Consider the following 19888-nt stretch of genomic DNA (forward strand, 5'->3'; position numbering starts at 1 on the left):
GCGAGCTCCGCGATCAGGCGAGCATGATCAGGCCGGACGTCGTAGCGCGAGGCCAGAAAGCGTTGTTGCAATTCGAGTGCGGAGAGTTTATTTTCGAAGCTGTTCCAGCCGCCAAGCAAGAACATTTCGGACCCGGCCGCCGCCGCATGGCGCGCCGGGTCTTCTCTGTTTAAGGCCATCGATCAAGCCGTCTCCCCGCAGGAGAGACGAGCGCGACCAAGCTTCCATGCCTCAACCTCCGCGCGCCGGAAATACCACCGCCCATTGATCACGTGCGGCTTTGGAAAATTCAGGTTCGGATATTCAAGCCAGCGCGCCAGCGTGCGCCTGACGACGCCTAACTCAGCCGCGATAACCATCGCGGGGATGAGCTTTTCAGAATTCTCCCTCGCCAAAATTGCGGAGGGTGCACTGCTTAATGATTCCGGTAGAGCGTTCATGGTAATCCTCTGTCTTGCCTTTGGAAGACATTTGGATTGAGCGCCGAGGACGGGCTGCTGTCACGAACGCTTTTGGGAACCTCTTTCAGAGCTTCCCAAAATAATTATCTCTCCGACAATTCCCTCCGCCACTTGCCTAGCGTTTTTTCGCTGACACGCTTCCCGAGGCGGTCGGCCATTGCCGAAGCGATAGCCTTCAAGGGAGTTTTCTTGCCGGGAATCTTGGCGATTTCGTCGCTGAGGATCGATAGTTCGTACTCATGTTGCAACGCGCGCTGTTCCGCAAGGGCTTCCCGTGCGGCCGCCACGCCGCTCGACATGAGAAATATTTTCCCGCTGGCAGATGGAGCATTGCCGTAGTGACCAGCGGAGTAGGCGCCACTCATCAGAATCCATAAGCAATAATGAGCGTGCTCGGCTACGCTGGCTTTTCCCCGTGCATCGATTTCGGTCAGAATAATCCTTGAGAGTTCGCTATATGCGTGATTGATATCTTCGCGACCATTCTCGGCATACTGGCGCTCAGAATACTGGCGGTTAGAGCACTCCCACCCTTCGCACTTCCCCGCGTCCGCAATCAAGTCGGGCACTTTGACTACGACTGCTTCTTCGGCGAGCTTCCCAGACGCAATCGCGGAATCGAGCACTTCGATTAGGTATGTTGCGAAAGCGGCAGCGCCTCCCTGAGATTTCATCGTCAGCTCCACGCCTTTAGCGGCAACACGTTCCCAGCAACCTCGCCGCTCACAAGTGTCGCGACGAACCGCCCCCAAGTCTCCAGCGCCGCGCGCTTCTCATCCGCAAAACTGTGCCGCTGATAGACGCCGACGATGCCCCGGAAGCTGCCGGAGACGTGGTTTAGCACCTTCTCGATCACCGGAAGATTGATCCCGAGCCGCGCTGCGCCGCTCGCGAAGGTCCGCCGCAGGTCGTGGATGACCCAGGCCGGCATGCCGGGCATCGTCCGCGCCAGTTCCTGATCGAGCCTTAGCTTGGCTCTGGCGAAGCCTGAAACAGGCGTCGTTCCGTTCGTCGTAAACACATAGCCCGCCTTCGATGAAACTCGCGGCAAAGCCTTCAAGACGCCGAGGGCGGCATTGGATAGCGGAACCACATGCTCGACGTCGTTCTTCGCCCGCGCCCGTGGAAGGGTCCAGGTCTTGGCGTCAAGATCAATCTCGTTCCAACGCATCTCAGCGACCTCATCGCGCCTTTGGCCGGTCAGAATGAGTAATTGGACCAGAGGCCCGAAAGGCCAGCCGATAGAAACTGCAGCCTTCCAGATAGCGCTAAGTTCTTCGTCGTTCAGGACTCGGTCACGGCTTCGGGCAACAGATGGCGACTTTACTCCTTCGCAAGGCGAGGACTTGACGATATCACGCTCCACGGCCCATGCGCACATGCGCCGCAGGGCGGCAAGAATCCGGTTGGCGGCGATCGGCGAGCCCCTATCGACAATCTTATCGAGGAGTTCATGAACGTCTGCCTTGCCGATCTCGGAAAAATGACGACCCCTCCAAGCTCCGACGACTTCCTTGTTAAGCATCCGCTCGGTTTCGCCCCAGGACCTGGTATTCGCTTTTGCGTAGCGCTCAATGAACGTTTCGACGACCTTCTCGACAAGATCTCGGTCAACCGGCGCCTTGTCGGCCTTTTTGGCCGCCTGCTTTTCGGCGGCCGGGTCGTCGCCGCCAGCGACCTTAACCAAAGCTCGGCTGGCGAGCTCTCGGGCGGACTTCAGATCGATCGCGGGATAAGTGCCGAGCGTAAGCTTCCGAGTTTGGCCTGACGACCGGTAGCGGACAGCCCAACTGGCTTTGCCGGTTGGCTGCAACACGAAGAAGAGGCCTCGGATGAGGCCGTCAGGCACTTCTTTTCTAGCGTCGCCCGGCTTCAGATTTTCGAGCGCCTTAACCGTCAGAGACTTCGCCATTTTTCCGCGTCCTGCAACACGGGAACCGAACCCGCGCCTAACAGAGGAGTCGAATTACCGCCGAATGAGGTAATCGCACGGGGGTAACGCGGGGTAACAAAACAAGGCCGTCTTACCGTGTTACCCAGCGTCTAAGACAATACCAGACATTTTCGCGATTACAAGGTAACATTGACGATAATTTGGCGATACGATGTCCTCATATGTCAAGCGCTGTCTTGTGCAATTATCTCATTCGTAATGAGGGGGTCGGGGGTTCGAATCCCTCTTGCGCACCAAATCACTGTCCGGCGGCGTCCGGAATAGTCATAAAATCAACTAAAATCAATGTGTTAAGGCTGTCTACTCGTCCAATGGCGTCCTTTGCGGCGCGTTGGTATCCGATCAAAAAGTTGGTACATTCGTTGGTACAACGTCGATACCAACAGAATGGATACCAACATGCCCCTTACCGACATTGAAATCCGCAAGGCCAAGCCCAGCGAGCGCTTTGTCAAGCTATCGGACGGAGGCGGCCTGCAATTATGGATCATGCCGGATGGCGCGAAGCGGTGGCGACTCGCTTATCGGTTCGGCGGCGGGCAAAAAACGCTCGCGATCGGCGTCTACCCCGCAACGGGCTTCCGCGAGGCGCGAGACGCGCGGGAGGAGGCGAAACGGCTCTTGGCCGCTGGAACGGACCCCGTCGTTCGCGAAACAGGTCGCAAAGGCCACGAAGGCCACCGCATCCGCCAATACATTCGATGCCATAGCTGCCGAGCTTCTGGAGAAGAAAAGGCGAGAGTCGAAGGTTGATCGGACCTTGGGTAAGCTTGAATGGCTGCTCAGTCTCGCGCGGCCGCAATAGGTTCGCGTCCAATCGCCGAGATCACAGCGCCGGAAGTTTTGGCCGTCCTGCGCGGCGTCGAATCGCGCGGAAGGCATGAAACGGCCCGGCGACTCCGCGCAACCATCGGGGAGGTCTTCCGATTTGCAATCGCGACTGGGCGCGCTGAGGCCAATCCGACCGGCTCCCTAAAAGGAGCCCTGACCCCTCCGACAGTCCAGCATCGAGCAGCCATTATTGAGCCCAAGGCGTTCGGCGGCGTGCTCCGAGCCATTGCAAACCTATGAAGGCGCGCCGGAAACGCGGGCGGGGCTCGAATTGCTCGCGCTGACCTTCGTCCGCCCCGGCGAGCTTAGCGCGGCGGAATGGACGGAAATTGATCCGGATGCGGCCGTCTGGTCGATACCGGGCGACAAAATGAAGATGAAGCGTCCGCATCGGGTCCCGCTTGCGCCCCGCGTCGTCATTGTGCGAAAACTTCAAACGATAACCGGAAACGGGAAATTCCTTTTTCCGTCCGTCCGCTCGGCGGCGCGGTGTATGAGCGAAAACACGATCAGCGCGGCGCTTCGCCGTCTCGGATTCGGGAAAGACGAAATGACCGGCCACGGCTTCCGCTCGGCGGCGTCATCGATGCTGAACGAAAGCGGTCTGTGGAACGCCGACGCCATCGAGCGCCAACTCGCGCATGTCGATAACGACTCGGTCCGCCGCGCCTACCATCGCGCAGACTATTGGGATGAACGCGTCCGCATGATGGCGTGGCGGACGGATCGCTGCGAAGAGTTGCGGCGCGGCGGAATCGTGCTCGCGGTCCCGGAACTTTGTGCGTAACGCCAGCGCATTTGGTCTAAGGCGAGACGTCTTGAAGAGTTTGAAGCGCAGTAGAATTTACGACCTTTCGTTCCTTGCCAAATGACAAAGCGACCGCTTCATCGAGTGTCCAATGCGCTGCCTTGCTCCAGTGGTCGAAGTCCGCATCTGCGTTGGGATGATGAAAGAAGCGCCGATTGAAAAGAGCTTCGAGTTCATCTGAAGGGATCGCCCTGAGAACGGCGCGATGATCCGCCACTTGCATCGGTATCAGCGCCCGTTCCGTCATGCTCAAACGCGAGGAGACCTTCTGGTCGGTCTTTCCAGCTGATGGCAGGACAGCGAGAGTGCGAGGCGGAAACTTCCGGCCGACCAAAAATTCGATAGTATCTATGTCAGATAGCGTGACCATTGCGGTGCGGCTCAACGTTGTCCCGCCGCCATCCGCTGCATCATTCAGATCGCGGAAGCCAATACACGAGCGAACCGCTCCGGCGGCTGATGGCCGATAATGGCGTCGAATGCTCGATGAGCGGTTCAGGAAATGTTTGGGACAAACCCGCAGCAGGTCAGTCTTTGCACGCGGCTACACCGGCCGGACCGCCGATTGCATTGCCGCCGATGGAGATGCCGGGCGCGAACTTAAGCGCGCCCGGTCCGCCCCAACATCAGTTCATCACTGCTTTCCGCCGCCCCTTTTTCCGACGTGTTTATCGATCCAGTCCAGCACCACATCCGCAACCTGAAGGTTGTTTTTGTCCAGCATCATCATGTGGCTGTTGCCGTGGATGCCAATATCGGGCAGGTGGATGAAGGTAATGTCGCCACCCGCCGCCTTTATCCTGGCGACGTAGTTAGTGCAGCTCTGGTTTGCAGTGACCCACTGTGGGAAAAGTTCGATAAAGTCACCGAAGACAATCAATTGCGGTATCTTGGCCAGAGTTTTGATCTGAACGTCTGTGAAGACATTGCAGTTATGCTCAAGTGTGATTAGCCCCTTTATTTTAGTGGTGTCCACCAAGGCCGAGAACTGCGGAAAGAAGCCCGATTCCGAATGACCCATCAAGACTGCGCCGTCGAGGCTTTTCGCCAACGTAGACAGATTGGTGTAGGTGGGGTTATCGGCTGGCAGCAAAGAATTCAGGTCCGGTATCTCCTGCTGGTAGAGCCCTTCTACCTGGGCGATGGGAAACTGAAGGTTTGTAAACGGCTGTCCAAACGTCAGTCCAAAGCGGAAGATGTTCCAGGACGATTGGTGGCTGACCTGCGTAATCGACGGCAGGCTACTAGGCGGCAGCGTGCCGGCCTTGACCTGGTTGAATACGGTGGCGTCGAAGCCCGACCGCGCGCGCGACACCTGATCGACCACATAGGTCGGCCGGTTCCTTTGAACGAAGTACGTATTCCATCCCATGCGGCCGTCCGGCGTCTCCTCCCATGATTTACCGCTCAGGCAGCAGCCATGGATCATGACAACCGGGAAATGCCTTTTAGCGTCCTGCGGTATTTGGTACTGCACATACATTTGGTCGACGGTAATGTCGTTGTCGGGTGATACGGTCTCGGTCCGGCCACCCACAAAAAAACTGCCCTGCTCCTTAAGCTCGATCGCCAGTAGAAGTTGTATCCGACCGCTGCGGCGGCGCTCAAGAGCGTGACACCTGCAGTCAGGACCGCGGCTGTGGTCCTTGTTCGTAACCAAACATTTGGAGTCATCTGTTTCCCCCCGAAACTGCCTTTTGCGGCGTTTATTGACATCACGAGTCCGTGATTTGGCGATCATAGAGGCGGAGCAAGGTTCAATCTTCCACGAAATTCCGCTCTCTATAAAAAATGGATATCTTCGGTGGCCGAGACACGGCGATGAAAGCTCAGGCTGGTCGGCATACCTCCGAAATCGATTTCATGATCCGTCTTCAACCGTAGTTTGGGGGTGTGCTTAAGCGCGGTGACCCCTTGGTGACACGCTCGCCAGGGGAAATGAGCGGCAAGGGGCTTTCGGCCGCAAAAGCTTGCGCCGCGTCAAAAATGCGCCTGGCGTCAGCACAAACCGAGAAAATTATTTTCGATATTTGGCGCGAGGATGGCTCCGGGGCGGCTCGGGACTATCCGTTTACTGAATGGCCCGTGGCGTCAACTGCGCCATCGAGGGCATGGCGGAGCTTCTGGCGGGACTGTCGCGTTGGCCCCCGTCGCATTATGGGCTCCGCAACGGCATAGCCATATTCTGATAGACGTCTGAATTTCGTGGAAGATTGGGCCAAGCGGCGCGACTACTCTCGATGCCGTCACATCGGTGTGGCGGATCAAATAAGAGCAATCGGGGTAGGAAAATGTCTAAGCTTTCAAAGCTGTGGCGGCGCCCGCGCTCACGCGCAGATACGTCACGCGCCTCAGGAGCAGGTTTCGCACTGAGCCTGCTTTTCGCGACCAGCGCCGCCTTGACGCCGCTTCAGGCGGACGCTGCCGGCAAACTTCGCGTCGAAACGAAGGAAGGCCCTGTCAAGGGTTTCCTCAACAACGGCGTCGCTGAATTCCTCGGCATTCCCTACGCGGCTCCGCCGATCGGCAATCTGCGCTGGAGGCCGCCGCAGAAGCATGAGCGCTGGACCAACGTGCTGCAGGCGAAGACCTTCGGCCCGCAGTGTTTGCAAGTCACGACCCTTGGCCCGTTTGCGGGCCCTGCGAACGCCAATGAAGATTGTCTCTACCTAAACGTCTACACCCCGAACATCGATCCGGCTGCGAAGGAAAGCCTTCCGGTCATCGTGTGGATTCACGGCGGCGGTAATCTTGACGGAGCAAGCGACGGTTACGATGGAACCAAAATGGCCGCGGACGGCCACACGGTCGTCGTCACCATCAATTATCGCCTCGGGCTTCTCGGCTTTCTCGCGCATCCCGCATTGGACGCCGAAGGACATCTTTTCGCCAACTACGGCATCCTGGATCAGCAGGCTGTGCTCAGATGGGTGAAGCGCAACATCGGCCAATTCGGCGGCGACAAGAACAATGTGACGCTCGGCGGCCAGTCCGCCGGCTGCGTCGACACGGAATCCAATATGATGTCGCCGCTTTCAGCTGGCCTGTTCCATCGGGCGATCCTGCAAAGCGTCGTTCTGGAGCCGGCGGCATTGCCCACCGCGGAAGCCAAGGGCACAGCCTTTTCCGTCGCCGCAGGCTGCGGTTCGGGCACGGATGCGGCAACCGCCAAATGTCTGCGCAGCCTGACCGCTCAGCAGATCTTTACTCTGTCGGGAACAGCCAGCACCGCGGCCCCTTATACGAGCAATATTATTCAGGACGGACAGATCCTGCCGTCGAGGTTTGTGCCGGCGATCCAGGCAGGCCAGTTCAACCACGTGCCCGTCATGACCGGGACCACCGTGGACGAGCAGAACTTCGGCCTTGGCATTACGGAATACTTTAAAGACCCGCGCGTTCCGGCGTCGGAGGCGGACTACAACAACAGGATCGCGGCGTTCGGCAATCCCAACTTCCCACCTGGAACCGAAGCCAAGGCGAAATCTCTCTATCCGCTCTTTGCCTATTCTTCGCCACAGCTGGCGCTGGACGCGATCGGAACGGACTCGACGGCGTGCACGCAACGGCACACCAACCAGCTGCTTTCCAGCCAGGTGCCGGTCTACATGTATGAATTCGACGACAGGACGGCGCCGACCTACTTCCCCAAGATGCCCGGCTTCCAGGCCCTTGCGATGCACACTGCCGACATCCAGTATCTGTTCCCACTCTGGCACGGCGGAAACTTAGGGATTCAACACGAGCTCAACAAAAAGCAAACGGATCTCTCCGATGAGTTAGTGACAGCCTGGACTAACTTCGCGTGGACCGGCAATCCGAACGGAATCGGCAACAGCCCGTGGCCGCGCTACAAGAATAAGCCCGACGCGCCTGGCATCCTGTCGGAAAACATTCCGGTTCTGTCGACGTTCACAGATGCGCAATACAATGCTGCGCATAAGTGCGACTTCTGGGATTCGATCTCGACCTATTGAGCAATTGAGGCAAGAACGCGTGAGGCTAAACGATACGCTAGAGTGACGGCCCAGTGGCCGTCGCTTTTTTGCGGACTGCATCGTGCCAATAGGCATGTAATGGAGCGCGGTGAGATCCCTTCGCAATGGCCGGAGCCAAAGCCGACCTGTTGATGTCGACGCTCTAATCCGGTCTACTCCCCCATGTGCAGTCTCGACTCGATCACCCGCAGCCAAGACGCCATCCGCCAGCTTTTCCGGGTTAGGCGCGACCTCTCGGGCAACCTGGCTCCGTTGTCCGGCGTCTTCCCGACACGATGGCCCCGGTCGTCCGCCGAGCCCCGATGGCGAGCGTGCGCTGACCATGATGCGCTGGGGGCTTCCCGCCGCCCCCGAACCTCGCGGCGGCAGAGTTCCGCGATGGTGCCCGCCACGCAGGCCGTCCAACACGATGCCGATTTTCTCCTCGGCCGAGTATTGCCGCCGGGGCGCGCGACGGATCTCTTTCGCGACCTGGTCCGCCGGTTCCTTCATCGGCTCGGATTTCTGTCTCATCTTCGCTCCTTGTACGGCTCCGATGAGCCAGAAACCCTCTCTTCCTCAACCCGCCAAATCTGTCTCACAGGCGCTGACGCAGGACACGCGCCGAAACTCAAGCTAATCACGGATTTAGCGAGGCTGTAACCGCATCCCAGAAATCGCATTTGCGAAGCGCAGCGTATTGCGGGTCCGTCACCGTAGACATAGCCGGAATATCCTGGATCAGCCACTGCGGCTTAGTCGGGCTGTTCGTGTAGCGCGGCCAGGGGTAGTTGCCGACGCCGTTTGGGTTACCGGTCCAGGCGAAGTTCGTCCAGGCGGTGACGAGTTGATCGGAGAGAGCCGTCTGTTTCTTGTTCAGCGGATGTATTTTGCTCGGCGGAGCCGGCCCGCCATGCCACAATGGGAACAGATATTGAATGTCGCTCGTGTGGTAGGCGAGCGAGACGAAGTCCGGCATCTTCGGGAAGTAGAGCGGCGCGGTCTGGTCGTCGAACTCATATGTATACAGTGGGACATTGGGAGCGAGAATCTTGTCGAGTGCCCTTTGGGAGCAGATAGTCGTGTCTGTCACCAGCCGATTCCAGGCCAGCAGCGGGCTTGCAAAGGCGCTGAGCGGGTAGTTGGCCAAAACCTTCGCCGCCGTTCCGGCGGGATAGTGCGGCGTAGCATAGGTCGTGTTGACGTAGTTGAGGTATTGCGCAGCAGTCGGCGGCACGCGCGGCGGACCGGAGAAATACTCGGTGATGCCGAGGAAAAAGGTCCACTCGTCCTCGGTGTTTCCGTTCATTACCGGGATGTGCATGTATTGGCCGGTGGCGAAAGCGGTTGCTTGTTGTATCGGTATGACGTTGGGATCCAGCATTACACCGGCTATGTATTGGCTCTGTGCGCTCTCGGTGCCCGCCAAAGCCTCGACCTGCGCCGCCGTCAGGCTGCGGAGGCATTTAGCTGTCGCCGCGTCCGTGCCCGATCCGCAGCCTGCCGCAACAGAGAAGGCGATTCCCTTCGCCTCGGCGGCCGCCGTCGTGGACAGCGTTCGGGGCGAGCACCAGCTTTCGCAAATCGCTCGCTGGAACAAGCCCTTTGCCAGTGGCGACACCATGTTGTACGAGGTGTCCGCCGCGCCCGCGGATTGGCCGCCCAGGGTCACGTTGTTCTTGTCGCCGCCGAATTTTGCAATGTTGCGCCGCACCCATTTCAGCGCGGCCTGCTGGTCGAGGATGCCATAATTGCCGAAGTAATGCCCTTCATTATCCAATGCCGGATGGGCGAACCAGCCCATCAGGTTCAGGCGGTACGCCAAGGTTACGACGACGGTCTTGCCATCCGAGGCCATTTTGCTTCCGTCGTAGCCGGGGGTCCCGCCGTCGACGTTAGCGCCGCCGTGGATCCAGACGATCACCGGCAGCTTGGCCGACGGATCGAGGTTGGGCGTGAACACGTTGAGATAAAGACAATCCTCGTTGTTGTTTGGAGGACCGGCGAACGCGCCGAGGGTTGTAATCTGGGCGCAGATCGGCGCGTAAGCCTTGGCCTGCAGAACGTTGGTCCAATGCCCATGCTTCTTCGGCGGCATCCAGCGCAGATTACCGACTGGCGGTTCGGCGTAGGGAATGCCAAGGTACTCGGTGACGCCATTGACGAGGAAGCCATTGACCGGGCCCTCCTTCGTTTCGACGCGCAGCTTGCCTGCCGCCTGAACTTCTATCGGCGCCGCCAACGCGGCAGCGGCGGCCGCCAAGATAAGCGCCCGTGCGATTTTTGAAGAAAATTTCGCTCGGCTTAAATGCGCGCTCACAGCGCGCCGCAGTTTGGAAAGTGTCGACATATTCCCTCCTGCCACCTTCGCGGTGCTTTCTGCCGCTAGCTATTGCGGCGGAGAGAATCGTAGCGCTACGAACATAGAGGAATCTATCATGAAGTTCCGTTTTTTATTACAAAATAGATATCGTTGAATACTCTATGCTTCGGGTTAAGGCAGAATATCCTCAGAACGAGATAATATTGCTGCAGAGATAGAGTTTCTTTGGAGCGGCGTCGTGGGCATTGCTTGTGCAGTTCGACGGTCATCAGAGCAGGCTGCCCAACCTGGAATAACTGACGGCTTCCCTCCGGCCATTCCCAGGGGATCTCGTCGGCCTCCCATTTGCCCGTGGCCAGGAAAAGCCTGCGCCGGGTCCGACATGAACTCCTTTATCCATCGCCGCAAAACATTCTCATGGAAATCGAGGTCCCGGCGCGCCTGCGCAACGCTGACGCCCCGATCCCGAACGGGCCGCATGGCTTCGATCTTGAACTCCTGGCTGAACTGTCGCCTTTGCATGGATCGCCTCCGGCTTCATGAAACACCTAAACGGGGTGTCCACGAAACCGGCAGCAGGTCAGCCACCCTTGGTGACACGCTCGCCAGGGGAAATGAGCGGCAATGGGCTTTCGGCCGCAAAAGCTTGCGCCGCGTCAAAAATGCGCCTGGCGTCAGCACAAACCGAGAAAATTATTTTCGATATTTGGCGCGAGGATGGCCCCGGGGCGGCTCGGGACTATCCGTTTACTGAATGGCCCATGGCGTCAACCGCGCCATCGAGGGCATGGCGGAGCTTCTGGCGGGACTGTCGCGTTGGCCCCCCTCGCATTATGGGCTCCGCAACGGCATAGCCATATTCTGATAGACGCCTGAATTTCGTGGAAGATTGAGCCAAGCGGCGCGACTACTCTCGATGCCGTCACATCGGTGTGGCGGACCAAATAAGAGCAATCGGGGTAGGAAAATGTCTAAGCTTTCAAAGCTGTGGCGGCGCCTGCGCTCACGCGCAGATACGTCACGCGCCTCAGGAGCAGGTTTCGCACTGAGCCTGCTTTTCGCGACCAGCGCCGCCTTGACGCCGCTTCAGGCGGACGCTGCCGGCAAATTTCGCGTCGAAACGAAGGAAGGCCCTGTCAAGGGTTTCCTCAACAACGGCGTCGCTGAATTCCTTGGCATTCCCTACGCGGCTCCGCCGATCGGCAATCTGCGCTGGAGACCGCCGCAGAAGCATGAGCGCTGGACAAACGTGCTGCATGCGACCGCCTATGGCCCAAGCTGCGCGCAGATCTATGAACTCGGCCTCTTTGCGGGCCCCGCGAACAACAACGAAGACTGTCTCTATATCAATGTATTCACACCCGACGTTGATCCCGCTGGCAAAGAAAGGCTGCCCGTCATGTTCTGGAGTTATGGCGGCGCAGCCGTCGATGGCGAGAGCAATGATTATGATGGGAGCAAGCTCGCCCGTGACGGCCATACGGTCGTCGTTACCTTCAACTATCGCCAGAACCTCTTCGGCTTCCTGGCGCATCCCGCCCTGGATCACGAGGGTCATTTGTTCGCCAATTATGGCATCCTCGACAACCAGTTTGCTCTTAAGTGGGTGAAGCGAAACATCGAAAAGTTTGGCGGCGATCCGAATAATGTCACGGTCTTTGGTCAATCTGCCGGGGCGAGAAACACAGGTTCCGAGGTATTGTCGCCGCTCGCCAAGGGTTTGTTCAACCGCGCGATCTTCGAAAGCGGCGCTATACCCATTGAAACGCCCTTAAGCATTGCTGAAGCGAAGGGGACAGCTTTTGCTGTCGCCGCGGGATGTGGCTCTTTATCGGATGCGGCTACCGCCAAATGTCTGCGCAGTCTGAGCGCGGCGCGGGTCGAGTCCTTTGCGGGAACAACGACAAGCTCCAACGGCGCTTATCTGGCGGGTTTGATCACGGACGGCCAAATCCTGCCGCTCCCGGCGATCGACCAGTACCTGAGCGGCAACTTCAATCATGTTCCCATCATCAACGGGAATGCGGAAAACGAGGGCAATTTCTTCATCGCCCTGACGGAGTATTTCGAGTCGCCGCGCGCGCCGCTCACGGAAGCTCAATTTGTGGCGTATGTGAACAGTGTGTACAGCGGCAACGCTGGGCCTGGCGGGTCGCCGCCGGCATATCCGCCGGGGACTGTCGCGGCGGTTTTGGCCCAGTATCCACTCAGCGCCTATCCGAGTCCGCAATTGCAATGGGGCGCGTTGGAAACGGATGCTAATTACTCTTGCATCTCTCGCCACATGGATCAAATCCTGGCTAACCAAGTGCCTCTCTATACCTACGAATTCCGAGATCAAACTGCGCCCTTCTACTACCCTCCCATGCCCGGGTTCGCATCCTTGGCGTATCACACGAGCGACATCCAATATTATTGGCCGCTCTATCACGGCGGACAAGGAACGCCACGCCCGCTCAACAGCAAGCAGGAGGAGCTCTCGGATCAGCTCGTGACCGCTTGGACGAATTTCGCATGGACAGGCAATCCGAATGGGCAAGGGAATAAACCCTGGCCGCGTTATAAAGCGCCCAATGGTCTTTTCCTGGCTGAAGACATCAAGCCGGCTGGGTTGTCGACATTTACGGCCGATCAATTCAGCGCTGAACATCACTGTGATTTCTGGGACAAACTGCTGGTGTACAAGTCCACCACGCCCTAACATGGAAGCGTCATCCATGCACGAAAGCGGTTGATGGCCGCAAGGCCTTCAACCGCTGGAACCACTGCGGCGAGCAGCGCAACCCGGATTGCTCATCCCAAGTTCCAGTGTCGCTCAATTTTCAAATGTCAGCTTGATCTCGAACCGGAGCGCCTCGTATTTTTCGACGAAACTTGGGCGTCGACAAACATGGCGCGCCTGCGCGGAGGGGCTTTGAAGGGCGAGCGCCTGCGCGCCGCCATCCCGCATGGCCACTGGAAAACCACGACCTTCGTGGCGGGGTTGCGGCTTTCCGGTATGGCTTCGCCGATGGTCCTCGACGAGCCGATCAACCGCGATGCCTTCCAGGCCTATGTCGATCAGATCCTCGTTCCAGAACTCAACCTGGGCGACGTCGTGATCATGGACGATCTTGGCAGCCACAAGGGCCAGCCATACGCGCCGCGATCGGGGCGGCCGGCGCGCGCCTGCTCTTCCTGCCACCCTACAGTCCGGACTTCAATCCAATCGAGAACGCCTTTTCCAAGCTCAAAGCGCATCTGTGAGTGGCGGCCGAGCGAACCGTTGATGGTCTTTGGAGCAGGATCGGAAACGTCCTCGATCTCTTCACGCCGCAAGATTGCGCAAACTTCTTCGCCGCTGCAGGATATGATCCGGATTCTAGTGAGCCGATACAGCTTCATTCCTGGGGATTGCTAAGGAGGCGCGCCTATCGGCGACTGCCAAACAATCTGAGTCCTGATGAAGGACGCTGCGCCCTGCGACAGTCGCGGCAATTTCAGCTTTTTCTCAAGGTGGGTCTATTCTCGCTCTGGGGTATCGGGCTTCGCCGAACCCCCAAGTATTGACGCGGTCCAGCTGAGATCGACCGCCTTTTTAGCAAATATGGCACCGCAAATGGCCGCAATCGCGACGAGACATAGAAAAAATACTATTCCAGAAGCCAGCCCATTGAAAATTATGATAAGGGCGGTCACACCAATAGTCACAGCAAGGACGGCGGACGTAGAAATAACAGCGATATTTCTTGCTGAAGTTTCTTTGCTAATGGCGTGTGTCGTCGCATCCATAATTTTATTTGCTAGCTCTGGATTATGCTGCGCAAGCTTCTCAAGCGCCGCAAGAGCGGATGGATGCACATTCAATGTCTCAGCGTTTACTGACACAGACAAAACGTTAGGTGGGAAATGCGCCTGTACGGGGGATGATATCTCCCCCGTCTTAGGTACCTCGCTATTCGCAGCGCTCATTTTCTTGTTTTCCAGCGTCTACCGTAGCTTTCGCAATACTTTTATTCTGTTCTTCCGCATCCAAGAAAGCTCTTGCAATAGACCCGTTTGAATTGATCGTTCTAGTAAGTGTCCTTTCGAGCATGTCTGACTTGCGATAAGTATCCCGAATAGCTCGCACGAACCCTCTTAACGAAAGGACGTCGACAATCCCTTCACAAATAGGATTTGTCCCGCGGATCTCTACAGTAAACACTTCGCCCATAAGATCAGACCCGCCGATTTCGTATATCTTCTCCGTGCCGGCGGACGAAATACGCTGTTGTTTGAACTTATGCCGCTGCAATCCCGTATATTTCTGTGTTACAGTTTGCCTATAATGGGACATGCTGGTCCCCTTTCATTCTAGCTCGTAGGATAGGCGTCAGAACGATTTGCACTGCGGTCTCGTAATGGTTATGAGTGTGAAACTCACGATCGTCAATCGCCTATACGCATAGAGGTTCGAACTGTCGCGAGCCTTAGTTGATAGCCTATTGTCACACTTTCAAGCATCGAAAACTCAATAGTGATGCGCCGTCACGGCATTGACGGCGCATCACAAGCAGCCCGCGCGTCCTCGCTTCTTCGCAGCGCCCATGAGGCGAAGGCACCGCAACGGCCTCTGCCGGATTACGAATGGCAGATCGCGGCCGAGGGAGATAAAGAGCGATGGACTGGTTTGAGCGGGTCGCGCAGCCTTCGGCGTTTCGGATGGAGTTCATTGGCCATATCGACGGTCAAACCGAGCCCGAGATTCCGCACAAGATCGAGGGTCTTTTCAAAGACCTTAACGCCGATGTCGACGAGGGCAGCCGCCTCTGGTCGTCCATTCACGACGCTCGCGGCGCGGTAGGCTTCCGCGTGGCGCAAGGCGACGGATCTTGGATCGCGCATCGGTTCTGCGGCGATTCGCGGCTTGGACGATGATCGTCGGGGATGAGCTGGAAGGGGTAGTTTCGGCCCGGCGGCATTCTAGGCGTGAACAATCCGAGATCAAACTCCACGGATTCTCCACGAGTGCCGTCGCTATGTTCTGCGGTTGTTCGCTGATTTCTGCCAAGTTGGGCCGACATTATATCGGCTAAGTGCTTGACTTAATGGTGGGCGCGACAGGGATTGAACCTGTGACCCCTCCCGTGTGAAGGGAGATAAACGCCGGTTACAGGAGGCTTATTGCGGCATAAGGAGTATATTTTGTTCTCCCGTTAACCATTGATTTTATGTGTTTTTCCGCATTGCACGGGATATGTTAGGATTTGCGCGTTTAGTTCGATCGTGCTGCCTATGTGCTACCCAAAGCTCCGTTGGGTAGCACCGCTTCCATAAAATTGGCTCCCTTGAGGGGCGCGGAGCCGGATGCTATCTATGCCTAAGAGAAAGATCACCGACATTGTCGCAGCCGCCGCCGAGCCCAGCGAAGGCCAGCAAGAGCAAATCTATTGGGATACGGACGTTGTCGGCTTCGGGCTTCGTGTACGGCCATCCTCGAAAACCTGGATTATGGCTTATCGCCCTGCTGGCGCGGGCCGGAGCGCGAACACTAAAAAGCTCAGGCTCTCGACTTTCCCGAGCGTCAAGACCGTCGAGGCGCGCAGGTTGGCGCGCGAAATCGCTGGACGCATCGCGGCCGGCGAAGACCCGGCGGTCAACCGGACTGAGCTCAAGCGGAAGGAAACATCCAGCGTCGGCGCGCTCCTGGACCGCTACGGCGACGACCTCGCACGCCGAGGCTACGTCAACCGCGTGACAGTCATCAATGGCCTTGAGGCGCGCCTGGCGCCCTTTAAAGCGCGCGATATTAAGACCGTGTCCGGCGCCGATCTGTGGGCAATTATCGAAGCGCTGCAAAAGGTCGGCAAAGAAGGCGCCGCTGAAGACTTCCGATCGCGCGCACGCGCGTTTTTTACGGCGATTATCCCGTACTTGACAAATCTCCCCGGCGACGGCATAGATGGCTGCGACAGGCCACATTTTCCTTTGCTATCCCATTAATCCTCGCCTTCGTAGTCGGGCTCATTCTCGACTGCGGAAAACCTGCCTTTGGCGGGGTCGTACTTTCGAGCAAAATAACGTGTTCGGAGTGTTTTAAGCCGATCACGAAAGTGGATGTAGCCGAGTACATAAAGGTTCTTTCCATCTTGCACGCTGTTTTCGAATTCACACCCGAAAAAGCGCCCAGGAGGCACCTTATCACCGGGGCCGATCGTATCTCCGAATTTATAGATGTCGGTAAGGTCCATATATTTCAATGGCTTAATATCAGGGTTGTCTCTTCTCAATGGCGAATTCATCGGCAGCCATGGTTCTTTCTGCCAATGAGCGAGGCATCCCCCGCTATCAACGACCGCATCCTCGCTACCGTTATTGACGCCCAAAAGAGCCCCAGAAATAATGGTTCCATGGATAAATGGGGGCGGGACATTTGTGAGGGCAAACGCCTTTCCATGTCCCTTTTCCCAAATATGGAAGTGAGATACTTTAAGTTGCGGGGGATGGGCGAGCGTGAGTTGATCACGCGTGGCCTGGACAGCGTTAGTGGCTGCGTCGGCCGAGTCTTTGACAGGCCCATAAACCTTTCTCATTTCGCCCAGTTGGCAATAGAAAATAATGGCAGTTATAAAGGTGAAGAGAGCAGTGAGGAACGATCCAAGAATCGTCAGTCGTTCTCGGCATTCCTTGCGATAATCAGCGCTCTTGCCTTTCTCGAGATAGGCATGGAATTTCTCGGCTATTTTCAGCGCTATGCGGGATGGCCAGGAATTGCGGCATTGATAATAGCGTTCGTCTGCATTTCCGTTGCCGGTATTTGCGCTTTCTTTGTGACGATCACCGTCATCAATTGGCATGAAGAGAAAGCTCCGCTAGCATCCCTTGATCGCCGTCCCAAAAATATCTGCATTGAGGCGATTATTATATCGAAATTGGAACTCAGCAACGTAGAGGGGAAGGTATTTCTTACTGACCTTGTGGAAAGTTCCGACCATGCCGCGCTTCAGGATCGACCAGAACCCCTCGATGGTCTGAGTATGCACAGCACCGATAACATATTGGCCGCGAGCATGATCAACTGTAGCGTGGGGATATTTCTTATCGAGGGGCCTGTAGCCTGTGAATTGGTCGGTGCAGAGCAAGCTGACTTTCGTCGATATGGCCTCACGCACAAACTCTGTGAGGGTAGCCGCCTGTACATTAGCGATGACGCGAGCAACCACGTTGCCTTTGCGCTGGACCGCGCCCACGACAGTTTCCTTGCCGCAACCGCCTGTGCCACCGGAACCGTCCCCGCGCTTGTCCTTATGCCGATTTTTGGCTTTGCCGCCGACGAAAGTTTCATCAACTTCGACGATGCCCATCAGCTTTTGGAATTCTGCGTCGGCAAGTCCCGCGCGGATGCGGTGGCACATATACCAAGCCGTCTTATAGGAACCGATCTCCATTGTACGGTAGATCTGGAGTGCGCTGACGCCTTTTTTTGCGGTGAGCATTGCATGGATGACGCGGAACCACGTCTTGAGCGGCTTATTCGTGTTCTCGAAGATGGTATCGACCAAGACGGAGAACCGATAGCCGTCCGGCGCGCAAGCGCGGCATTGCCAGTGGAACTCTTGGTAGGACGAAGCGTCGTAAAGTTCGACATTCCCGCAGCGTGGGCAGGCGACGCCATCAGCCCAGCGGTGCGCAACCAGATAGGCTTTGCAAGCCGTTTCGTCGGGGAACATCTCCTCAAGCTGGGAGACGGTCAATTGCTTGATGATCTTGTCTTGTTTGGCGCGCGCCATGGCTGGTTCCCCTCATGTAGGGACAGGATGGCATGAGCCGAGGTGTTTGTCAAGTACGGGATAATCGCCCTTTGTTTGGATCCTCGCCGACTGCAAAGGAGCAGTCCTCCCGGTCGTTAAACGACTCCTAGCCACTCGTTGGAGGCTTCGCGATCGCCCGCCCCCTCAACTCCCGTCGAGCAAATGGTCCCGGATCAGCGCGCGGGCGCCGCGATCCCAGGAATAATCCGCGCCGATGCGCAGATCGCTTGTGCGCGTCAGGATGATGGCGCCGGTGTGGGCGTCGCGGATCACGAAACTCACCACATAATCGGTGCGGGTGATCCGCGTCACGATGCCGAGAAATGACTGATCGGCGCCGAGCTTTTCCGCGATGGGCGCCTCGCAGCCGTGGCATTCGCGCAAGCTGCGGTCCTTGACGCCCTCGCCCTGCGCGCCCGCGACATCGACCAGAGCATAGCGCCCGGACGCCGCGATGAGCTGGCGCGCCATGCTGGTGACGTCGTCGAGATGCCTCAAGTCGGCGGCGGGATCGCCCGCGATGCCGGCCCCGCCGCTGAAATCCTTGAGCTCGAAATCAAACAGCGCAAGCTTGACCGGAGCCGAATCGGCGCGGGCCGGAAGCGTCGCGAAAAGGGCGATGGCGCAGGCGGCGAACAGGCGGCGCTGGAAAATATTGGTTTTCACTGGAATTCCTGCTGCAATGATCGGGTAAAGCGAAGGCCTCTCCACCGCATGAAGAGGGGTCAGCGCGACGCGGTTTCCCGTTGCTTCGCCTCGTGCTCGATGCCGTCGATGAGCCCGGAGAGGGCGCCGAAAAGGAGAGGGACCAGCTCCTCTTTCGCCTCCGGCGCGACGTCGATTTCGACGCGCCACGAGACTTCGGAACGGCCCTCCGGCGCGGGGCGGATCTCGACCGTCCCGACATAGCTCTTGACCGGAAAGGGCGAGCGCGTGCGCGTGTAGCGCAAGCGCCGGCGCTGATGATCGATCTCGTCGATGCGGTCCTCGATTTCGCCGCCGCCCGCGCTGGCGGCGAGGCGCAGGAAGCGCCGCGCGCCCACGCCCGCGCCTTCGACGCGGCAGCTCTCGATGAGGGGAAGCAAGCGGTCGAGGCCGCCGATGGAGGCGACGACGGCGAAGGCGGCGTCGGGCGGCGCGTCGATCCTTTTGATGGGGTTCACGGATTCAATCATGGCAAGTCTCCCAAGGTGTGCTTTTACGAAGGCGGCAGCGCGGTGATCTCCTCGAAGATGAAGGCTTCGGCCCGACGCCAGGCGTCGTCCGTGTCGCCGCGAAAGGTGAACAGCTTGTCGAACAGGACGCGCCCCGTCTTGGCGTCGATCGCCTCGATCTTCGCCCATTGCACCAGCGTGCTCATCTTGTGGATCCCGCCGATAATGACGACGTCCGCGCCAGCTTCGCGCGCGGCGGCGAGGAGATTGGGAACAGTCGTGCTCGTGAGAGAGCATGGCTCGGGGCGGCACACCGGCGTCACGACCTGGAACTGCGAGCCTTTGGCGAGATCGCTCCTGAGGGCGCCCGCCAAGGCGGTGAGCCGCGCCTCATGCTCTTTGCGCTGATCGCGCACCTCGCCCGACGTGTCGAGATAGTCGAAGTCGATCACCGCGATCGCGCCGCCCTGCACCTTCGCGCCGGCATCCTCGGCCTTGCCGCAGGACGGCGCCAGCCACAGGCCGGCAGCTAGTATCGGAAGAAGTAAATGACGCATGTCGCAAATCCCCGTTGTTTCGCCGTCACCTTGCGCGGACGGCGGGCGGCC

At 58.0% G+C, this 19888-nt stretch carries 19 protein-coding genes, 1 tRNA gene and 4 pseudogenes; 10 read left to right on the top strand and 14 right to left on the bottom strand.

Going from position 1 to position 19888, the window contains the following annotated elements; genetic code table 11:
* Nucleotides 1-544 precede the first annotated feature (544 nt).
* Together MPC4_RS18530 and MPC4_RS18535 are read right to left on the bottom strand one after the other, a co-directional pair.
* A complete protein-coding gene (locus MPC4_RS18530; protein ID WP_174513838.1) occupies nucleotides 545-1135 on the bottom strand; it encodes a hypothetical protein in 591 nt (196 codons plus the stop codon).
* 2 nt (nucleotides 1136-1137) lie between these two features.
* On the bottom strand, nucleotides 1138-2373 hold the full coding sequence (locus MPC4_RS18535; RefSeq protein WP_174513839.1) for a tyrosine-type recombinase/integrase: 1236 nt from the start codon (nucleotides 2371-2373) through the stop codon (nucleotides 1138-1140).
* Nucleotides 2374-2583: 210 nt separating this feature from the next.
* Between MPC4_RS18535 and MPC4_RS18540 the strand changes: the two genes are divergently transcribed.
* The 4 genes from MPC4_RS18540 to MPC4_RS21640 all read left to right on the top strand — a co-directional run bounded on the left by MPC4_RS18540 (nucleotide 2584) and on the right by MPC4_RS21640 (nucleotide 4033).
* Nucleotides 2584-2651, top strand: a tRNA-Ser gene (locus tag MPC4_RS18540).
* An 85-nt stretch (nucleotides 2652-2736) separates the two neighbouring features.
* Nucleotides 2737-3168 carry an Arm DNA-binding domain-containing protein gene (locus tag MPC4_RS21635; protein ID WP_342343642.1) on the top strand — a complete coding sequence of 144 codons (432 nt, stop codon included), beginning with the start codon at nucleotides 2737-2739 and terminating at the stop codon, nucleotides 3166-3168.
* Nucleotides 3169-3189: 21 nt separating this feature from the next.
* Nucleotides 3190-3486, top strand: a complete 297-nt coding sequence (locus tag MPC4_RS21825) for a tyrosine-type recombinase/integrase (RefSeq protein ID WP_425312502.1) — start codon at nucleotides 3190-3192, stop codon at nucleotides 3484-3486.
* Entirely contained in the window at nucleotides 3437-4033 is a 597-nt protein-coding gene (locus tag MPC4_RS21640; protein WP_342343643.1) for a tyrosine-type recombinase/integrase, read from the top strand. The genes MPC4_RS21825 and MPC4_RS21640 overlap by 50 nt, the downstream gene beginning before the upstream one ends.
* Nucleotides 4034-4049: 16 nt before the next feature.
* Here MPC4_RS21640 and MPC4_RS18550 read toward each other — a convergent pair whose 3' ends face one another.
* Nucleotides 4050-4439 carry a hypothetical protein gene (locus tag MPC4_RS18550; RefSeq protein WP_174513840.1) on the bottom strand — a complete coding sequence of 130 codons (390 nt, stop codon included), beginning with the start codon at nucleotides 4437-4439 and terminating at the stop codon, nucleotides 4050-4052.
* Nucleotides 4440-4459: 20 nt separating this feature from the next.
* Between MPC4_RS18550 and MPC4_RS21830 the strand changes: the two are divergent.
* A pseudogene (locus MPC4_RS21830) lies at nucleotides 4460-4576 on the top strand (IS3 family transposase); the annotation flags it as partial.
* A gap of 112 nt (nucleotides 4577-4688) precedes the next feature.
* On the opposite strand, the gene MPC4_RS18555 reads toward MPC4_RS21830, so the two are convergent.
* Entirely contained in the window at nucleotides 4689-5795 is a 1107-nt protein-coding gene (locus MPC4_RS18555) for an alpha/beta hydrolase family protein (RefSeq protein ID WP_244629109.1), read from the bottom strand.
* A gap of 550 nt (nucleotides 5796-6345) precedes the next feature.
* On the opposite strand from MPC4_RS18555, the gene MPC4_RS18560 reads away from it, so the two are divergent.
* Nucleotides 6346-8031, top strand: a complete 1686-nt coding sequence (locus MPC4_RS18560) for a carboxylesterase/lipase family protein (RefSeq protein WP_174513841.1) — start codon at nucleotides 6346-6348, stop codon at nucleotides 8029-8031.
* Between the two features lie 377 nt (nucleotides 8032-8408).
* Here the strand turns inward: MPC4_RS18560 and MPC4_RS18565 are convergent.
* From MPC4_RS18565 to MPC4_RS18575, 3 genes and pseudogenes are all read right to left on the bottom strand, one after another.
* Nucleotides 8409-8565: pseudogene (locus tag MPC4_RS18565) on the bottom strand (IS3 family transposase); the annotation flags it as partial.
* A 106-nt stretch (nucleotides 8566-8671) separates the two neighbouring features.
* Entirely contained in the window at nucleotides 8672-10381 is a 1710-nt protein-coding gene (locus MPC4_RS18570; protein ID WP_174513842.1) for a carboxylesterase/lipase family protein, read from the bottom strand.
* A gap of 315 nt (nucleotides 10382-10696) precedes the next feature.
* Nucleotides 10697-10876: pseudogene (locus MPC4_RS18575) on the bottom strand (transposase); the annotation flags it as partial.
* A 445-nt stretch (nucleotides 10877-11321) separates the two neighbouring features.
* Here MPC4_RS18575 and MPC4_RS18580 point away from each other — a divergent pair.
* Nucleotides 11322-13055, top strand: a complete 1734-nt coding sequence (locus MPC4_RS18580; RefSeq protein WP_174513843.1) for a carboxylesterase/lipase family protein — start codon at nucleotides 11322-11324, stop codon at nucleotides 13053-13055.
* Between the two features lie 120 nt (nucleotides 13056-13175).
* A pseudogene (locus MPC4_RS18585) lies at nucleotides 13176-13714 on the top strand (IS630 family transposase); the annotation flags it as partial.
* A 141-nt stretch (nucleotides 13715-13855) separates the two neighbouring features.
* Here the strand turns inward: MPC4_RS18585 and MPC4_RS18590 are convergent.
* Together MPC4_RS18590 and MPC4_RS18595 are read right to left on the bottom strand one after the other, a co-directional pair.
* Complete coding sequence (locus MPC4_RS18590; protein ID WP_174513844.1) at nucleotides 13856-14305, bottom strand: hypothetical protein; 450 nt, start codon at nucleotides 14303-14305, stop codon at nucleotides 13856-13858.
* Entirely contained in the window at nucleotides 14289-14672 is a 384-nt protein-coding gene (locus tag MPC4_RS18595) for a hypothetical protein (protein WP_174513845.1), read from the bottom strand. The genes MPC4_RS18590 and MPC4_RS18595 overlap by 17 nt, the downstream gene beginning before the upstream one ends.
* Nucleotides 14673-14995: 323 nt before the next feature.
* Between MPC4_RS18595 and MPC4_RS18600 the strand changes: the two genes are divergently transcribed.
* Together MPC4_RS18600 and MPC4_RS21550 are read left to right on the top strand one after the other, a co-directional pair.
* On the top strand, nucleotides 14996-15253 hold the full coding sequence (locus MPC4_RS18600; RefSeq protein ID WP_174513846.1) for a hypothetical protein: 258 nt from the start codon (nucleotides 14996-14998) through the stop codon (nucleotides 15251-15253).
* A 438-nt stretch (nucleotides 15254-15691) separates the two neighbouring features.
* Complete coding sequence (locus MPC4_RS21550; RefSeq protein ID WP_174513847.1) at nucleotides 15692-16318, top strand: Arm DNA-binding domain-containing protein; 627 nt, start codon at nucleotides 15692-15694, stop codon at nucleotides 16316-16318.
* Here the strand turns inward: MPC4_RS21550 and MPC4_RS18610 are convergent.
* From MPC4_RS18610 to MPC4_RS18630, 5 genes are all read right to left on the bottom strand, one after another.
* Nucleotides 16315-17172: a hypothetical protein gene (locus tag MPC4_RS18610; protein WP_174513848.1), complete on the bottom strand. Its 858-nt coding sequence runs from the start codon at nucleotides 17170-17172 to the stop codon at nucleotides 16315-16317. The genes MPC4_RS21550 and MPC4_RS18610 overlap by 4 nt on opposite strands.
* A gap of 15 nt (nucleotides 17173-17187) precedes the next feature.
* Nucleotides 17188-18105 (bottom strand): IS1595 family transposase, encoded by a 918-nt coding sequence (locus MPC4_RS18615; protein WP_174513849.1) that lies wholly within the window; start codon nucleotides 18103-18105, stop codon nucleotides 17188-17190.
* A 165-nt stretch (nucleotides 18106-18270) separates the two neighbouring features.
* Nucleotides 18271-18792 carry a DUF3280 domain-containing protein gene (locus tag MPC4_RS18620; protein ID WP_174513850.1) on the bottom strand — a complete coding sequence of 174 codons (522 nt, stop codon included), beginning with the start codon at nucleotides 18790-18792 and terminating at the stop codon, nucleotides 18271-18273.
* Nucleotides 18793-18851: 59 nt separating this feature from the next.
* Nucleotides 18852-19301 carry an SRPBCC family protein gene (locus MPC4_RS18625; RefSeq protein ID WP_174513851.1) on the bottom strand — a complete coding sequence of 150 codons (450 nt, stop codon included), beginning with the start codon at nucleotides 19299-19301 and terminating at the stop codon, nucleotides 18852-18854.
* A 23-nt stretch (nucleotides 19302-19324) separates the two neighbouring features.
* Entirely contained in the window at nucleotides 19325-19837 is a 513-nt protein-coding gene (locus tag MPC4_RS18630) for a DUF2380 domain-containing protein (protein ID WP_174513852.1), read from the bottom strand.
* Nucleotides 19838-19888: the final 51 nt, after the last annotated feature.

It is taken from the genome of Methylocella tundrae, from assembly GCF_901905185.1.
GTDB classification, from domain to species: domain Bacteria; phylum Pseudomonadota; class Alphaproteobacteria; order Rhizobiales; family Beijerinckiaceae; genus Methylocapsa; species Methylocapsa tundrae.

Excerpts from the sequence above, each read along its gene's own strand:
- MPC4_RS18595 (WP_174513845.1), bottom strand. The coding sequence starts at position 14,672 with ATGTCCCATTATAGGCAAACTGTAACACAGAAATATACGGGATTGCAG.
- MPC4_RS18560 (WP_174513841.1), top strand. The coding sequence starts at position 6,346 with ATGTCTAAGCTTTCAAAGCTGTGGCGGCGCCCGCGCTCACGCGCAGAT.
- MPC4_RS21550 (WP_174513847.1), top strand. The coding sequence starts at position 15,692 with ATGCCTAAGAGAAAGATCACCGACATTGTCGCAGCCGCCGCCGAGCCC.
- MPC4_RS18625 (WP_174513851.1), bottom strand. The coding sequence starts at position 19,301 with ATGATTGAATCCGTGAACCCCATCAAAAGGATCGACGCGCCGCCCGAC.
- MPC4_RS21825 (WP_425312502.1), top strand. The coding sequence starts at position 3,190 with ATGGCTGCTCAGTCTCGCGCGGCCGCAATAGGTTCGCGTCCAATCGCC.
- MPC4_RS18590 (WP_174513844.1), bottom strand. The coding sequence starts at position 14,305 with ATGAGCGCTGCGAATAGCGAGGTACCTAAGACGGGGGAGATATCATCC.
- MPC4_RS18610 (WP_174513848.1), bottom strand. The coding sequence starts at position 17,172 with ATGCCAATTGATGACGGTGATCGTCACAAAGAAAGCGCAAATACCGGC.
- MPC4_RS18535 (WP_174513839.1), bottom strand. The coding sequence starts at position 2,373 with ATGGCGAAGTCTCTGACGGTTAAGGCGCTCGAAAATCTGAAGCCGGGC.
- MPC4_RS18570 (WP_174513842.1), bottom strand. The coding sequence starts at position 10,381 with ATGTCGACACTTTCCAAACTGCGGCGCGCTGTGAGCGCGCATTTAAGC.
- MPC4_RS18630 (WP_174513852.1), bottom strand. The coding sequence starts at position 19,837 with ATGCGTCATTTACTTCTTCCGATACTAGCTGCCGGCCTGTGGCTGGCG.
- MPC4_RS18555 (WP_244629109.1), bottom strand. The coding sequence starts at position 5,795 with ATGATCGCCAAATCACGGACTCGTGATGTCAATAAACGCCGCAAAAGG.
- MPC4_RS18600 (WP_174513846.1), top strand. The coding sequence starts at position 14,996 with ATGGACTGGTTTGAGCGGGTCGCGCAGCCTTCGGCGTTTCGGATGGAG.
- MPC4_RS18615 (WP_174513849.1), bottom strand. The coding sequence starts at position 18,105 with ATGGCGCGCGCCAAACAAGACAAGATCATCAAGCAATTGACCGTCTCC.
- MPC4_RS18530 (WP_174513838.1), bottom strand. The coding sequence starts at position 1,135 with ATGAAATCTCAGGGAGGCGCTGCCGCTTTCGCAACATACCTAATCGAA.
- MPC4_RS18580 (WP_174513843.1), top strand. The coding sequence starts at position 11,322 with ATGTCTAAGCTTTCAAAGCTGTGGCGGCGCCTGCGCTCACGCGCAGAT.